Genomic DNA, 14,596 nt, shown 5'->3' on the forward strand with positions numbered 1-14,596 from the left:
GCAGCTTTTGGATGTGGATTCGTGAAATATCGGCCGATACCTACACATTCGGTAGAACACCGACTGGCGGGCACACCAACCCATCGCATCACTCACGCCAACGCCGCGACAATCTCCTCCGCGACCCTCCACCCGATTCGATCGCGCCTTCGAGATAGCCAGCGTGCTCAACCGACGGCACCACCGCCGGGAGGCCCCCCGTTCCCGTGGAATCAGGGCGACGGTAAATCTTCACGCCCTGTCTGCGGCCTCCTACGTTCGGTGCAATGGCATACCCGCCTGTCCGATTGCCGTCGACGTGAGGAGCGTGATGACCACCCTCAAGGCCACGGTGGCCGCTGTCGCGCAGGTGGCCCCCGGTACCGAACCTGCTGCGGCGCAGTCCGTCTCCTGGCGAAGCCGCGTCGACGCGCGGCGCTGGGAGATCATCCGCTGGCTGTCGCCGCTGGCTGTACTCGTTCTGTGGCAGGCCGGCAGCGCCTGGGGCTTCATCGATCCCGAAATCCTGCCGGCGCCCCAGACCATCGCGGAAGCCAGTATCGGGCTGATCGGAAACGGTCAGCTCGCCGAAGCACTACGCATATCCGGAATCCGTGCAGCCGAAGGTCTGATCCTCGGCGGCGCCGGCACCGCGCTGGTCGGTAGCCATGAAGAGGTGGCCGCCTTGATCTCCGAGTATCACGATCTCGGATTCGACGAGTTCATCCTCTCGGGCTACCCGCACCTCGAGGAGGCCTACTGGTTCGCCGAAGGGGTGTTGCCGCTGCTGCGCAAGCGCGGCGCCCTGGCTGCTTAGCCGAGGTTCGCGCCGGCAGTGTCGAGATCGCTGTGCTGCAGCGCCATCGGGGTGATCGCCGGTAGGTCGCCGCCTGCGACCACCATCCGGGCGAGCGGCGTGAGCGCCTGGAACAGGGTCTCGACCTCGGCGTCGCTGAGCACATCGAGCGTGGGGAGGGCGGCGGCATCGGTGCGGAACTCGATGTCATCTTTGAGGGCTCGTCCATCAGCGGTCAGCGAACCATCGGCGGTCAGCAGGCCCCGCTCGGCCAACTGCGCCGTCACCGCCGACCACTCCGTGTCGTCGTAATCGCGGGTGGAGACGACCTTCTCCTTGGTGGTCCGGCCTGCCGCGACGTGCAGCACATTGGATTCGCGACCGGTGATGCCGGCCGCCACGAGAGCGGCCACATGGGCGTCGCCGCGTTGTTCCCGCAGCAGAGTTGCCGCGTGCCACAGCGCAGCCACCGGCTCGTCGGGCCAGGGCACCGCCGACAGGGCGGCGAACAGCGGCCGGCCGTCGACGGCTGCGCCACGTGCGACCCGGCCCAGCAAGTCAGCGGCCATGCGCAGGTTCTCGTCGGCAGTGAGGCCGTACCGGTTCAAGGCAGCGACAGCACCGGCCTGCCGGGCCGCGAGTGCCTGTTCCGGGGTGGCGATGTCCCACACGCCGGCCAGTGACTTGGCCACCCGGTGTGAGGCGAAGTTGTAGAAGATCGCCTCGACGACGCGCGGAGGCACCGGACCCAGGGGCGCCGACCGCGTGACGAAGTAGCCACTCCAGAAGCTGCGATAACCCAGGTCCTGCGCGGCGGCGCGCGACTCGGGCGCGAAGTAGGTGATGGCGTGCACGGGTTCGAATCGCTCGAAGAACCGGCGGGCCAAATTAGGTGTGCGGGCCATGCTGCCAGTCAAGCACGGCCCTGTTTTCGCCCGCGAACAGCCACAGGCGGCCGCTGAATGAGGTGGTTTTGGGCACATATCTGCGCGCTCGGCGCAGGTAGAACGCGGATCGACGTGTGTTGCCGCCGCCTCTCCGCGTAGGGTGCTTTGGTCGGCTTCAGCGAACATGCCGATAGAAAAGTTGGGCACAGTAATGACGACAGCAGCAGAAGCGTCGCCGCTCGAAGCGCGGATCGGCCACCACTACCAGATGGAAGGCACCTATCTGGTCGGCCGGGAGAAGCTTCGCGAGTACGCGCGCGCCGTGCAGGACTACCACCCTGCGCACTGGGACGTCGCTGCCGCCAACGCACTCGGCTACGCGGATGTCATCGCGCCCATCACCTTCACCTCGACCCCCGGCATGAAATGCAACCGCCGGATGTTCGAGTCGATCGTCGTCGGTTACGACACCTACCTGCAGACCGAGGAAGTCTTCGAGCAGCACCGACCGATCGTGGCGGGTGACGAGTTCGTCATCGACGTCGAGCTGACGGCGGTGCGCCGGACCGCGGGCCGCGACTTCATCACCGTGACCAACACCTTCACCGACACCAAGGGCGAGCGGGTCCACACCCTGCACACCACCGTCGTCGGGGTGACGGCCGAGGACATCGACGGCGACGTCAAGGCCGAGGTGCAGAAGGTCATGATGCACGACATGAACATCCTCGATATCGGTGAAGAGGAGTACCGCCGGACGGTGCGCCCCGACAGTGACGTCCGGATCGCCACCGATGCCGCTCGCACGCCCGGGACGCCGTCGTTCGACGACGTGGCCGTCGGCGACGAGCTTCCCGCGGGCGACCTGCGCCTGTCCCTCGGCGACCTGGTGAACTATGCCGGCGTCGCGGGCGACGCCAACCCGATTCACTGGGACAAGAATCTTGCCCAGCTGGCGGGTCTGCCCGATGTGATCGCCCACGGCATGCTCACCATGGGCCTCGGCGCCGGATTCGCGTCCACGTGGACGGGCGACCCCGGTGCCACCACCCGCTACACAGTGCGACTGTCCGCGCCGGCCGTCGTCCCCGCAGCCGAGGGCTGCGCCATCGAGTTCAGCGGCAAGGTCAAGTCGCTGGACCCGCAGACCCGCACCGGTATCGTGATCATCGGGGCGAAGTCGGGTGGCAAGAAGATCTTCGGCCTCGCCACCATGGACGTCCGCTTCCGTTAGTCAGACTTGCCGCCCGCCAACGCGTCGAACCACAACCGCAAGTTGGCCACCATCAGGGCGGCGCCACGCTCAGCGTCGATGGTCCCCAGTGCCTGCGCCATGGCGAGACCGGCACCAGTCGCCACAGCGATCTCGATGGCATCATCCATCAACGGATGGTCAGCCGGAACCCCCTCGGGCACAGCATCTTCCAGCAGCACGCGCGTCGATTCCTTGAATCGCTCCAGCGCCTCGCGAGCCTTGGCGAGCTGCGCAGGGTCATGGAAGGTACTGGTCACATACTCGGCAGTGAGCACGACCAGGTTGGGTTCGGCGCCGATGCGTGCCCACCAACTCGCGAGGGCCGCGAGGCGGTCGTCGGCGGAAACACCGGCCGCCACGAGCGGCCCGAGCAGTTGATTGAGTTCGGTCATGGAGCGATTACGGATGACCTCGAGGCACAGCGCTTCTTTGCCTTCGAAGTTGCTGTACACCGCGCCGATGGTGCGGCCCGCTTCCGCCGCGATGGCTGCCAGAGACGTGGCGTGGTACCCGTTGGCATAGAACAGCTTCTCCGCGGCGTCCAGCAATTCCTGCCGCGTCTGCGCCTGACTCTCCGCGCGAGTCAGCACCTTCCGAGCAGCCACCGCGTCCTCCGCATCCTCCGTGCAACAGGTCTCGATACTATCGCTATCCAGATAACGAGCCAGCTGAGAGGCACTTTTTCGATTCGGAGCCCACATTCAGATAGCATTACAATCCCAATGTGCTAATTATTTAGGATGGAAATGGCCGCTGCCGGTGCCGACAATCCGCTGCTCGACGAGCTCAGGGAGCCGCGGGATGTGCTGGAGAAGCTGACGCCCGAGGAATCAGCACTGTTGCTCGCCCTGCTGAGGAAGGCACGGGTGGCCCATCAGCACGGTCTCGACCGCTCGCTCGACGATGGGCTCAAGGTTCTGCCCCGGCTGATCCGGCCGGCGGCCCGCAAGATTCTGTTCGGGAAGTGATGATCCGATGTCCGACATCCTGACCCGCGCACAGTTGTCGCTCCTCGCAGATCTGTTGCAGACCGACACCGCACGCCTGTCCAGCCTGGCGCGCCTCAGCGCTGACGACCTGAAGGCGCTCCGCGGCGCCCTCTCCGACGCGCTGTTCGACGAGCAGGCCGAAGCTTTCGCCCGGGTGAGCAAGCTGGCGCCGCTGGTCCCCAACGCCTTGGTGGTCACTGTCGCGCAGCGGGCGGTACCTCCCGAAATTGCGGGACGTGTCGGCGGCGCTGTGGGCCTGGCCCACAGCGATCGCGCCGTCGGCGTGCTGTCGGGCCTGAAGCCCAATTACCTCGCCGATGCCGCACCGTACGTCGATCCGCGGGTGATCCCGCACTTCGCGCCGCGGCTGCCGGCCAAGCTGCTGATCCCGGCCGCGAAGGAGCTGCTGCGGCGCGGCGATTACCTGACCGCGTCACGATTCGTCGAATTCGCCACCGACGAGCACATCGTGGCCTTCGAGAAGGCCATCGATGACGACGAAGGCATCATCCTGACCGGCGTCCTGGTGGCGGACACCAAGGTCATGAACGACATCATGCGGGCGGCCGGACCGGATCGCTCGCTGCGCATGGCCCGGGCGGCCATCGCCGCCGCGAAGCCCGAGGTGCTGGCCGCGCTGCTATCGCTGCTGAACCGGATCGACCCTGAACTCGCAAGGCCCGCCGTCACCGAGTTACTCGGTCATCCCGACCTCGAGAGGGTCACCTACGTCCTCGACGTCGCCGTGGCTGAAGGTGTTGTTGTTGAAACACTTGAGGTTTCAGCGACGCTGGACGACGCCGCTCTTGCCCGCCTGACAAGCCTGGAGGCCTGGCACCGACTGGCCCGCGCCGCCGAATCCTGGGCGAACGAGACTCCTGCGTGACAGCATCGACGACATGGTGAACGAGCGGGTGCACCAACTCAGCGGCGGGCGGCATGGCGCGCCGACTGCCTGAAGGGCGGCTGGCCCGGGGCGGAATGCTGGGTGCTCTGGCCGCCAAACAGGCTGTGCGCGGCGGTCGCACCCGGCTGTCGATGGTGGGCCGCTCGGAACGCGCAAAAGAATTGCTCGCCGAGCGCGCCACCATCGAGATGGCCGAGAATCTCGTGACGGTGTTGGGCTCCATGAAGGGCGCAGCGATGAAGCTCGGCCAGATGCTGTCGGTGATCGAACTCGACCTGGTGCCCGAGTCCCATCGCGAGCAGTTCCGCCAGAAGCTTGCCGCACTGCGCGACCAGGCACCCCAGGCGCCGTTCAGCGCCATGCGGGAGGTAATGGAAGCCGACCTCGGTCCGCTGTCGGCCGTCTTCTCCGATTTTGACGAAAGCCCCACGGCGGCAGCATCAATCGGCCAGGTGTACCGAGCCCGTCTGCGCGACAGCCGGGACGTCGCGGTGAAAGTCCAGTACCCCGGAGTGGACCGGGCGATCCAGGCCGACATGCGGAACCTCGCGCTGCTGATGAAACTCTGGCGGGTATGGCCGTCGGCGAATACCGCGATGCTCGACGAGCTAACCAGGGGTTTCGAGAGCGAATTGGATTACCTGCGGGAGGCCGACACTCAGCACTTCGTGGCCGAGCAGTACCGCGGACACCCGTTCGTCGTCGTCCCCGACAGCGTGACCCAGTTCTGCACACCGCGGGTGCTGGTCACCGAATACCTCGATGCCGCCGGCTTCGACCACATGCGGACGTTGCCCACCGCCGACCGCAATCACATCGGGGAATTGATCTACCGGTTCTACATCGGGTCGCTGTTCACCAACCACGAGTTCTGCGGTGATCCGCACCCCGGCAACATCATGCTGACACCCGATGGCCGTGTTGGATTCGTCGACTTCGGCCTTTACAACCGGATGGACCCCGCCAACGTGGCGTTCGAACTGGCCTGCTTCCACGCAGCTGTCGAAGGCCGTGCCGACGACCTCTACCAGCTGATGCTGGGCCGCGGCATCATCGACGCCGAATCCGGTGTGGCAGCACGGGATTGCCTCGAATACATCTGGGCCGCCAGCGAGTGGCACATGGTCGATGAGGACATCACCATCACCCCCGAGCTGGCGACGGGCGCCGTCGTCTCGGCCATCGACCCGCGCCAGACAGAATTCGCCGGAATGAAGCAGCAGATGCTGCCGCCCGAGCACGCCTTCTCCCGGCGCGCCGACTTCCTCACTTTCGGCACCCTCGGACATCTGCAGAGCACCAACAACTGGTACCGGATCGGCCAGGAGTGGTTCTTCGATCGCCCCGCCGCCACCGAGGTCGGCCGTGAGATAGCACGCTGGCGAGCCACGCGCTGAAAATCAGCCTGCGACAACGCTTTCGGCAGCCAACGCCTCGGCCGCGGCACGTTCGCCTGAGCGCACCGCACCGTCGATCCAGCCGCACATGATGGCCGAACTCTCCAGCCACGGGGCCTATCCGCGCTAGCTCACGGGCGATCGATCGACGACGCCCAACGCGAGCTCCCGGGCGCGCGCCAGCTCGCCATCGTCAGCGAACAGTTCCCGACGGGTGTTGCCGGCGGTCAGAAATGCGTCGATCGCGAAAGCGTCGAGGGCGGGGCTCGGTGAGCCCGCTGCGGTGAGCTCGGTTTCCAGGAGCGCCAACCAGCCACGCTTGAGCTTGCGGACCTCGTCCGCGACCGGACCGTCCCGGCGTCCGTACTCTGCCGTGGTCGCGGCCATGAAGCACCCGCCTCGGAATACTCCGGCACGCAGGTTGTCGACCCAGGAATCAATGAGCGCGCGTAGTCGCGGTGCGCCCGCGGCGGCGTCAAACACATTCGCGAGCAACGTTTCACGGTAGATGTTCCGCGCCTCGGCCACCGCAGCGACCTGAATCGCCTCGCGATTTCCGAACACCGTGAGGATGCCGCTCTTGCTCACCCCGGTCGCCGTGGCCAACGCCCCCACCGTGATCGAGTCGAGCCCATGCGTCGTCGCGATCATGGCCGCCTCGTGAGCGACCTTCCGGCGCGTCGCGTCGCCGCGGACGCGTCGTCCATCGGCCTGACTATCGGTTGCCACCTCGACATTTTATACGTCCGACTGGACGCATAAGCACATCAAACACTATCGTCCAGATACACGACCGTTCGGACGTTTATCTCTGAGATTGGGGCCACATGACTGCGAATCCACAACCGGTGCTCGAGGACAGCATCGACATCGCCGCACCGCCGACCGCGGTTTGGTCACTGGTCAGCGACGTCCGCCGCATGGCTGAGTGGAGCCCACAGGTCGAATCCACCCGACTCCGAGGCGGCGCCGAGCATGTCGTCAATGGTGTCGAGTTCACCAACCTCAACAGCAACGGCACTTTTCAATGGACGACGCACGGAACCGTGGTGCGGTTGGACAGCGGCCGCGAGATCGCGTTCCGAATCCAGGAGAACTGGGCCATCTGGTCCCTGCGCCTCGCGCCCACGCCGGGCGGAACCAAGCTCACCCAGCGGCGCGAAAGCCCCGACGGCAGCCCGGACGGGACGGTCAAGGTCATCGACGCCTACTTGGGCGGGCAAGACGCCTTCACCCAATCGATGCGCGACGGGATGCGTCAAACCCTCCAGGCGATCAAGACAGCTGCGGAAGAGTAGTCGGGGCACTGCGTCGTCAGCTACACCTACGGCACCGTGCTCATCGCGTGCACGGTCAGCCTCTTCGGGTGACGTCGTTCGCGTGGTGGACGATGTCGTGCAGGTGGTAGACCGAAATGGTCGCGATGGTGAATTCGCTTCCGTTACTGCGTAATCCGCGCCGGCTCCACGCGTCCGCCGGGACATTGGCATACCTGGCGGCGACGTCGTTCGCGGCGCCGAACAGCTCGGTGGCGACCACGGCGGGATCTTGCGACGCATAGTCGTCGGCGATCGCGGTTTCGTCCTGGTCCCAGTTCGGGAACTGCGGATCGTCCTCGGTCAGCATCAATCGGACGCGGTGGTCGAAGATTCGGTGCACGTCACGGATATGACACCCGTACTCGAGCGTCGACCACACGCCAGGTTCTGGTCGGGTGCGGACATCGGACCCTGCCAAGCGGTGCACCCAGTCAGCGGCATCGTCGCGAATCCGGTCCGCGACGTCGGTGGGCTGGATGGACGACGCGTCGAAGCCGCATGCCGGGCACGCGCGGGACAGTACCCACGTCCAGGCTCGATCGGGTCAGGAGTCGTCACGGGACCAGTGTGGCACTAGGTGCGGGTGCGGTGATTCGGAGCGGTCCCCCGAGCAGCACGGGATAGCCTCGACGCATCAACGTGACCGCGGCCGAGCTCCACACACCACGCGATCACCAACAGACGGAAGGCGACCCGATGGCTCCGAGCACCCGTCGCGCGGAAGGACCCCCGGCCCAGACCGCGGACGGCACACTCGATTCGGGGATGCACCGCAAGCTGAAGAACCGGCACCTGCAGATGATCTCGCTGGGATCTGCAATCGGTACCGGCCTGTTCCTGGTCTCCGGTACCTCGGTCCAAACCGCAGGGCCGATCGTTCTCGTCGGATACACGATCGCCGGCATCGTGCTGTATGGGGTGATGCGGATGCTCGGTGAGATGGCCGTGGCTCATCCGGTCCCTGGGTCGTGGTCGGCGTACGCGCGCGAATACCTCGGCAAGCCAGCGGGATTCATCGCCGGCTGGAACTGGTGGTACGTGTGCATCGTCGTCTGCATGGTGGAGTTGACGGCCGCCTCGGAGTTCATGGCGTTCTGGTTCCCGGGCATGCCGCACTGGATCACCACCGCGGTGTGTCTGGTACTGATCACCGGCGCGAACATGATCAACGTCAAGGCTTTTGGCGAATTCGAGTTCTACTTCACGCTGATCAAGGTGACGGCCGTCCTCGCCATGATCGGGCTCGGTATCGCCATCATCTTCGGCGCCGGCGACTACAACGTGCATGGCATGGAAAACCTCTGGGCGCATGGCGGTTTCGCGCCGAAGGGACTCGGCGCGTTCATGATCTCGCTGGTCGCGATCACCTTCTCGTTCGGCGGCATCGAGTCACTGGGCACCGCCGCCGGCGAGGTCGAAGAACCGGCCCGCAACATCCCCCGCGCCATCAATCAGGTCCTGCTGCGCATCCTGGTCTTCTACGTGGGCGCCATCGGCGTCATGCTGATCATCTGGCCCTGGGACAAAGTGGGCACGGACGGCAGTCCCTTCGTGCTGATGCTCGTCGGTCTCGGAATCGGTGGAGCCGCAACACTGCTCAATATCGTCGTGCTGACCGCGGCACTGTCCGTGGCAAACGTCATGACCTACAGCAACGCGCGTGTCCTGTCCGACCTCGCCGCCAGCGGTCAGGCACCACGGTTTCTCGCCCACACCAACGAGCGCGGCGTACCGGTGCGTGCCCTCCTGATCAATTCCGGATTCGTTGCCGTTGCGGTGATTCTGAATGTCGCGCTGCCCGGCAAGGCGCTCGCGATCCTCATTCCCGTCGTGGTGGGTGCCGAGCTGATCACCTGGAGCATCATCGCGCTGAGCCACCTGCGCTTCCGTGCCCGCGAGGGAGCCGGTGTCTTCAAGACACCGCTGTCTCCGATCACGAACTACCTGTGCCTGGCGTACTTCGCCTTGATCTACCTGTTGATGACACTAGACCCGTCTTCGCACTCGGGGGCCATCGCGCTGCCCGTGTGGTTCTGCGGGCTGCTCGCCGTCGGGTTCCTGCTCAACAGGGTCACCCGCTAACGTCGAACCGGTGAAGGGGTCGCGCGTCGCACGGGTATCCGCTGTCGTGCTGGCCCTCGCGGCGTGTGGACGCCCTGCGCCGCCTGCAATTGGCACTTCGCCGACCGCCACGCCCCCGTCCGCTCAGGCTCCCGCCACGACGTCTGCGGCCGCCACTGCGGTGCCGAGCGTCGTTCCCGCGGGGCCCTTCGCCGCCGTCTCCCGTCTGGTGAATGACGCGCTTGCGGCACATCGGCTGCCCGGCGCGGTGATTCAGATCGGGCATGGTGGCAACGTCGTCTTCCGGCAGGCCTACGGTGCCCGCAGACTCGGCGACGAACCGGGGTTGGACGGTTTGCCCGCGCCGGCCGAGCCGATGACCGATGACACCATTTTCGATCTCGCGTCGCTGTCGAAGAGCCTCGCGACGACCGTGGCTTTCCTGCAGCTGTATGAGAAGGGCCTGGTGCAGGTCGACGAACCCATCCAGACGTACTTTCCGGAATTCAATGCCGCCAATGACCCGCGGCGCGCCCAGGTGACGGTACGCATGATGTTCACGCACACCTCCGGCACCGGTGGCGATCTGAGTCATCAAGGGCCCTGGGGACTGACGAGCGCCGACAAAGCGGAGGGTATTCGTCGTGCGCTCACGGCGCCGTTGGAGTTTCCACCCGGCGACGGGTTTCACTACTCCGACCTCAACTTCATCATTCTGGGTGCACTGGTCGAGAAGATCACCGGTCAGTCGTTGGACAACTATGTGCAGGACAACGTCTTTGCACCGCTGGGGCTTTCCGATACCCGATACCTCCCTGCCACCAAGGCCTGCGGTCCCCACCACGTTCGCGGTACGGCAATCGTTTTCGACGGCGTGCCGTCAGGGCCATGCCCGCCGGGAACCTGGAGCACCAGTCTGCTGACGCGGGTGGCACCGACGGCACACGACGATGACACCCCGGGCATCAATCCCGACTTCGACCACTTGATCCGCGGCACCGTGCATGACCCGACCGCCAGGCGCATGGGCGGCACCGGAGGCAGCGCGGGGGTGTTCTCGACGGTCGATGACATCGGCCGGTACGCGCAGGCCCTGCTCGACCGGCTCGCCGGGCGTCCGAGTCCGTTCCCGCTGGCACAGACCACCGCAGAGTTGATGGCGACGCCGCAGCAACCTGGACACAACCCCGCCCAGGTGCCGGTGGCGAATGTGGCGGCCCGAGATGCCATCGAAAGGCACCCCAACACAACGGATCCGCTGCTGGCCCCGAACTATCCAGCCATCGCGGGACAGTCGCTGCGCAGCTTCGGCTGGGATATCGACACCGAACACTCCCGGCCGCGCGGCATGGTCTTCCCCGTCGGCAGCTTCGGTCATACCGGCTTCACCGGGGTCAGCCTCTGGATCGACCCTGGATCCGACACCTACGTGGCGGTGCTGTCGAACGTGATACACCAGCGCGGCGGGCCACCGATCGCGCGGCTGAGCGGCGATATCGCCACAGAGGCCGCGCGAGCGTTGCGGCTCTACGGGAACTGACACGGTCATGTTTGCCCATCGCCACCCGCGCATACAGCTCCATAATTTATTGTTCAGTCGACTGAACAATATATGTTAGGTTGTGCGGCATGCACGCGACGCAGCCGACAACTCGGCGGACCCATGCCGAACGACGCGAAACGACCCGGCTGGCACTGCTCGACGCCGCGGTTACCTGCCTGATCGAGGACGGCTATGCGGCGCTGACCACGCGCAAGGTCGCCGAACGCGCCGGCGTTTCACAGGGCGCCCAGCAGCACTACTTCCACGGTCGCGCCGAGCTGATCGTCGAGGCCGTCGGACACCTGGCAACCCGGCTGGCCACGCAGGCGCGTGATCAGGTCCGCGATCACCCCGACGAACGTGACCGCTTCGCCGCGCTGCTCGACCACGTGTGGACGATCCATACCGGCCCCGCATTCCAGGCCGCGACCGAATTGTGGTCGGCGGCCCGCACCGACGCCGACCTGCGAGGGCCGGTCGAAGACCTCGGACGGACCCTGGACCGCCAACTCGGCCAGATCGCCGCCGAAATGCTGCCGGCCCTGCTCGGCGACGACACCGGGCGCACCCTGCTCGACCTGTCGCTCGCCGCCGCGCGCGGTCTGGCGATGCGGCGCCTACCCGGACTCGAGGCCACCGTCGACCGCCGCTGGCGGGCCACCCGGGCATTTCTGCTCACCGATTACCACATCCACACCGACGACAGGACGACCCGATGACCACCGCCACCGCTCAAAGCACCGATCCGGTGCTGGTCGAAAAACATGGCCCGGTGACCGTCGTGACGCTGAATCGTCCCGAAAAGCTCAACGCTCTCACCGACGACCTGAGCAGATCGCTACTGCAGACACTGCATCAACTGGCTGACGACGAGCACTGCCGCGCCGTCGTGCTCACCGGCGCCGGCCGCGCGTTCTGCGCCGGGCTGGACTTGATCACGGGACTCGACCCCGGCGGCAACAGAGGGCCCGTCCAAAGCCGTCACCATGCCCTCACCCGCGCCGCCGAGACGTTTGTGACACTCCGCGAAATCCCACAACCGGTCATTGCGGCCGTCCACGGCCACGCCGTGGGCGCCGGCCTCGCCCTCGCCGCGATGACGGACATCCGGATTGCCGACACCACCGCCCGCTTCAACCCGGTCTTCACCCGCCTCGGGTTCTCAGGTGGCGATCTCGGCGCCTCGTGGTGGCTACCGCGCCTCATCGGATTCTCCAACGCCGCCGAAATCCTCTACACCGCTACGTCATTCGACGCCGAAGAGGCCCACCGCCTAGGGCTCGTCTCACGCGTCGTGGACGAAGGAACCGATGTGGCCGCCGCCATCGAACTCGCCACCCGGATCGCCACCAACTCCCCATTCGGCGTCAGCCAAACCAAGGATCTGCTCAACAGCGCCATCGGCATCGGCGAACTCCGCCAACACCTGAACACAGAGGCCCGCGCCCAAATCCTGTGCTCACTCACCAGCGACGTCGGTGAAGGCGTCGCAGCAACATTGCAGCGCCGCACACCGACGTTCACGAACACCTGACCCACAGGCCGGTCAAGCGGACACCGTCGGACGAACCGGCGGATCCGCTCGGCTCAATGCCTAAAAAACTTCGGTCGGCCCAGGAACAGACACGTTCTGGGCCGACCGAAGTTTTTTTAGGACGCACGCTGGTCGAGCTTCATTTCACCAACGACGCCGACTTACGAATACATCTGCTCGATCACGTCGCGATAGCCGGCCGCGATCGGCTTGCGCTTGAGCTTGGCCGTCGGTGTCAGGTATTCGCCGCCGGGCTCCCACGTATCGGACACGATGGTGAACTTCTTGATCTGTTCCACCCGAGACAATTTGGCGTTCGCGGCGTCGACGCCCGCAGCGATCAACTGCCGGATCACATCGTTGGTGGCGAGTGCCTCGACCGATCGGTCCGGCAAGCCGTGCTTGTCGGCGTGAGCGGCGGCTACCTCAGGATCAAGACAGATCAGCGCGGTGTTGTAAGGACGCGCATCACCGATGGCGGCTACCGACCCGACCAACGCACAGCTGGCCACCACCATGTTCTCGATATTCGTCGGGGACATGTTCTTCCCGGCCGCGTTGATGATCAGTTCCTTCTTGCGATCCACGATCGAAAGGAAGCCTTCAGCGTCGACCGATCCGATATCGCCGGTGTGCAACCACCCCTCGGAATCGATTGCCTCGCCGGTCTTTTCAGGAGCCTTGCGGTAACCACGCATCACCATCGGGCCGCGCACCAACACTTCGCCATCATCGGCGATGCGCAGTTCGGCGCCCGGCACGGGCAGCCCGACGGTGCCGATCTTGATGCGCCCCGGAAGGCCCACCGTCACCGCTGCTGTGCATTCGGACATGCCCCAGCCCTCGCACAGCGGCACGCCCAGTCCGAGGATGAATTCGTGCACTTCGGGTGAGATGGGTGCCGCACCGGTGACGGCGATCCGCACCTCGTCCATGCCCAGTTGCGCACGGACTTTCGACAGCACCAGCCGGTCGGCCAGTTGGTAGTGGATCGCGCCGACGATGCCGAGCGGGCGCCCGGCCGAGTCGGCGCGAGCCTTGGCCTGTCCAGTCGCGAAGGCCCAGCGCGCCAGATTCTGCTTCACCGCGTTGGGTTCATCGGCGATCCGCTGCTCCAGCGCCGCCTTGAGCTTCACCCAGATCCGGGGGACCCCGAGGAATGCGGTCGGGTGTACGTCGGTCAACGCGGCGATCACCTGTTTGACATCGGGCACCGTAGTGACCGGGACGCCGTGCAACAGGTTCATGTAGTGGGCGAACCACCGGTTGGCGGCGTGGGCATCCGGCAGGTAGGAAATCACGCGATCTGACGAGTCGATACCGCCGAAAGCGTCTGCTATGCGGGCGCTCTCGATGAAATTGAGGTGGGTGAGCTCGACGCCTTTCGGCGGGCCGGTGGTGCCCGAGGTGTAGACGATGGTCAGCAGATCCGTCGGTTGCACGGCTCGCCAGGTGGCGTCGAAATCGAAGTCGGCGGCCGGCGTCGACTCGAGCGCGGCCAGACTGATTACACCGTCGGCTTCGCCATCGACACAGATCACCTGCTCGACCTTGCCACCCTGGCCGATCGCTTCGAGAACCGTTGGCAGAAACTGTTTCTCACAGACCACAACGCGGTTGCCCGCATTCTCGAACTGGTACGCGAGCACATCCGCGGGATTGGTGTTGTACACCGAAAACGGCGTCGCACCGGTATGCAACACCGCGGTGTCACACACGTGGAACTCCGGCCGGTTGGTCAGCATCAGCGCGACCGTGTCACCCGGCACAACGCCGAGCGCCGCGAGACCGGTCGCGATGGCGCGCACCCGCTCGGCGTACTGCCGCCAGGTGAGGGTGGTGGCGCCGTCGGCGCTACGGATCGCAATGGCATCGGGCCGGCGTGCGGCAACGGACTGGAATGCCTCGACCAACGTTCGTGATGTCATC

General features: G+C 65.6%; 14 protein-coding genes and 1 pseudogene. 10 read left to right on the top strand and 5 right to left on the bottom strand.

Annotated features, from left to right (window positions below):
• Nucleotides 1–595 precede the first annotated feature (595 nt).
• Nucleotides 596–796 (top strand): annotated as a pseudogene (locus tag ACX12F_RS28655) (LLM class flavin-dependent oxidoreductase); the annotation flags it as partial.
• Here the strand turns inward: ACX12F_RS28655 and ACX12F_RS28660 are convergent.
• Nucleotides 793–1,680, bottom strand: a complete 888-nt coding sequence (locus tag ACX12F_RS28660) for an SCO6745 family protein (RefSeq protein WP_459367601.1) — start codon at nucleotides 1,678–1,680, stop codon at nucleotides 793–795. The pseudogene ACX12F_RS28655 and the gene ACX12F_RS28660 overlap by 4 nt on opposite strands.
• Nucleotides 1,681–1,873: 193 nt before the next feature.
• Between ACX12F_RS28660 and ACX12F_RS28665 the strand changes: the two genes are divergently transcribed.
• Nucleotides 1,874–2,896 (top strand): fused (3R)-hydroxyacyl-ACP dehydratase subunits HadA/HadB, encoded by a 1,023-nt coding sequence (locus tag ACX12F_RS28665; protein WP_459367602.1) that lies wholly within the window; start codon nucleotides 1,874–1,876, stop codon nucleotides 2,894–2,896.
• Here ACX12F_RS28665 and ACX12F_RS28670 read toward each other — a convergent pair.
• The gene (locus ACX12F_RS28670) at nucleotides 2,893–3,522 is read right to left on the bottom strand and encodes a TetR/AcrR family transcriptional regulator (protein WP_459367603.1); all 630 of its coding nucleotides are present in this window, start codon (nucleotides 3,520–3,522) and stop codon (nucleotides 2,893–2,895) included. The genes ACX12F_RS28665 and ACX12F_RS28670 overlap by 4 nt on opposite strands.
• Nucleotides 3,523–3,663: 141 nt before the next feature.
• Here ACX12F_RS28670 and ACX12F_RS28675 point away from each other — a divergent pair, with 141 nt between their 5' ends.
• The 3 genes from ACX12F_RS28675 to ACX12F_RS28685 are packed head-to-tail and all read left to right on the top strand — an operon-like array spanning nucleotide 3,664 to nucleotide 6,210.
• On the top strand, nucleotides 3,664–3,885 hold the full coding sequence (locus ACX12F_RS28675) for a hypothetical protein (protein ID WP_459367604.1): 222 nt from the start codon (nucleotides 3,664–3,666) through the stop codon (nucleotides 3,883–3,885).
• A 7-nt stretch (nucleotides 3,886–3,892) separates the two neighbouring features.
• On the top strand, nucleotides 3,893–4,792 hold the full coding sequence (locus ACX12F_RS28680) for a hypothetical protein (protein ID WP_459367605.1): 900 nt from the start codon (nucleotides 3,893–3,895) through the stop codon (nucleotides 4,790–4,792).
• Between the two features lie 53 nt (nucleotides 4,793–4,845).
• Nucleotides 4,846–6,210, top strand: a complete 1,365-nt coding sequence (locus ACX12F_RS28685) for an ABC1 kinase family protein (RefSeq protein ID WP_459367606.1) — start codon at nucleotides 4,846–4,848, stop codon at nucleotides 6,208–6,210.
• A 126-nt stretch (nucleotides 6,211–6,336) separates the two neighbouring features.
• Here ACX12F_RS28685 and ACX12F_RS28690 read toward each other — a convergent pair whose 3' ends face one another.
• On the bottom strand, nucleotides 6,337–6,939 hold the full coding sequence (locus ACX12F_RS28690; RefSeq protein ID WP_459367607.1) for a TetR/AcrR family transcriptional regulator: 603 nt from the start codon (nucleotides 6,937–6,939) through the stop codon (nucleotides 6,337–6,339).
• A 98-nt stretch (nucleotides 6,940–7,037) separates the two neighbouring features.
• Between ACX12F_RS28690 and ACX12F_RS28695 the strand changes: the two genes are divergently transcribed.
• A complete protein-coding gene (locus tag ACX12F_RS28695) occupies nucleotides 7,038–7,508 on the top strand; it encodes an SRPBCC family protein (RefSeq protein WP_459367608.1) in 471 nt (156 codons plus the stop codon).
• Between the two features lie 55 nt (nucleotides 7,509–7,563).
• Here ACX12F_RS28695 and ACX12F_RS28700 read toward each other — a convergent pair whose 3' ends face one another.
• Nucleotides 7,564–8,049 (bottom strand): DinB family protein, encoded by a 486-nt coding sequence (locus ACX12F_RS28700; RefSeq protein WP_459370546.1) that lies wholly within the window; start codon nucleotides 8,047–8,049, stop codon nucleotides 7,564–7,566.
• A 176-nt stretch (nucleotides 8,050–8,225) separates the two neighbouring features.
• On the opposite strand from ACX12F_RS28700, the gene ACX12F_RS28705 reads away from it, so the two are divergent.
• From ACX12F_RS28705 to ACX12F_RS28720, 4 genes are all read left to right on the top strand, one after another.
• Nucleotides 8,226–9,611: an amino acid permease gene (locus ACX12F_RS28705; RefSeq protein ID WP_459367609.1), complete on the top strand. Its 1,386-nt coding sequence runs from the start codon at nucleotides 8,226–8,228 to the stop codon at nucleotides 9,609–9,611.
• A 160-nt stretch (nucleotides 9,612–9,771) separates the two neighbouring features.
• The gene (locus ACX12F_RS28710; protein ID WP_459370547.1) at nucleotides 9,772–11,130 is read left to right on the top strand and encodes a serine hydrolase domain-containing protein; all 1,359 of its coding nucleotides are present in this window, start codon (nucleotides 9,772–9,774) and stop codon (nucleotides 11,128–11,130) included.
• Nucleotides 11,131–11,219: 89 nt separating this feature from the next.
• Nucleotides 11,220–11,852 (top strand): TetR/AcrR family transcriptional regulator, encoded by a 633-nt coding sequence (locus tag ACX12F_RS28715; RefSeq protein WP_459367610.1) that lies wholly within the window; start codon nucleotides 11,220–11,222, stop codon nucleotides 11,850–11,852.
• The gene (locus ACX12F_RS28720; RefSeq protein ID WP_459367611.1) at nucleotides 11,849–12,667 is read left to right on the top strand and encodes an enoyl-CoA hydratase/isomerase family protein; all 819 of its coding nucleotides are present in this window, start codon (nucleotides 11,849–11,851) and stop codon (nucleotides 12,665–12,667) included. Before ACX12F_RS28715 ends, ACX12F_RS28720 begins: the two co-directional genes overlap by 4 nt.
• Nucleotides 12,668–12,828: 161 nt before the next feature.
• Here ACX12F_RS28720 and ACX12F_RS28725 read toward each other — a convergent pair whose 3' ends face one another.
• Nucleotides 12,829–14,595, bottom strand: coding sequence for an AMP-dependent synthetase/ligase (locus ACX12F_RS28725; protein WP_459367612.1), 1,767 nt, complete (start codon nucleotides 14,593–14,595; stop codon nucleotides 12,829–12,831).
• Nucleotide 14,596: the final 1 nt, after the last annotated feature.

The organism is Mycolicibacterium sp. HS_4_1 (assembly GCF_054515875.1).

Bases quoted from the DNA above. Each gene is read 5' to 3' on its own strand.
- ACX12F_RS28685 (WP_459367606.1), top strand. From the start codon at position 4,846: ATGGCGCGCCGACTGCCTGAAGGGCGGCTGGCCCGGGGCGGAATGCTG.
- ACX12F_RS28720 (WP_459367611.1), top strand. From the start codon at position 11,849: ATGACCACCGCCACCGCTCAAAGCACCGATCCGGTGCTGGTCGAAAAA.
- ACX12F_RS28705 (WP_459367609.1), top strand. From the start codon at position 8,226: ATGGCTCCGAGCACCCGTCGCGCGGAAGGACCCCCGGCCCAGACCGCG.
- ACX12F_RS28715 (WP_459367610.1), top strand. From the start codon at position 11,220: ATGCACGCGACGCAGCCGACAACTCGGCGGACCCATGCCGAACGACGC.
- ACX12F_RS28725 (WP_459367612.1), bottom strand. From the start codon at position 14,595: ATGACATCACGAACGTTGGTCGAGGCATTCCAGTCCGTTGCCGCACGC.
- ACX12F_RS28695 (WP_459367608.1), top strand. From the start codon at position 7,038: ATGACTGCGAATCCACAACCGGTGCTCGAGGACAGCATCGACATCGCC.
- ACX12F_RS28680 (WP_459367605.1), top strand. From the start codon at position 3,893: ATGTCCGACATCCTGACCCGCGCACAGTTGTCGCTCCTCGCAGATCTG.
- ACX12F_RS28660 (WP_459367601.1), bottom strand. From the start codon at position 1,680: ATGGCCCGCACACCTAATTTGGCCCGCCGGTTCTTCGAGCGATTCGAA.
- ACX12F_RS28675 (WP_459367604.1), top strand. From the start codon at position 3,664: ATGGCCGCTGCCGGTGCCGACAATCCGCTGCTCGACGAGCTCAGGGAG.
- ACX12F_RS28665 (WP_459367602.1), top strand. From the start codon at position 1,874: ATGACGACAGCAGCAGAAGCGTCGCCGCTCGAAGCGCGGATCGGCCAC.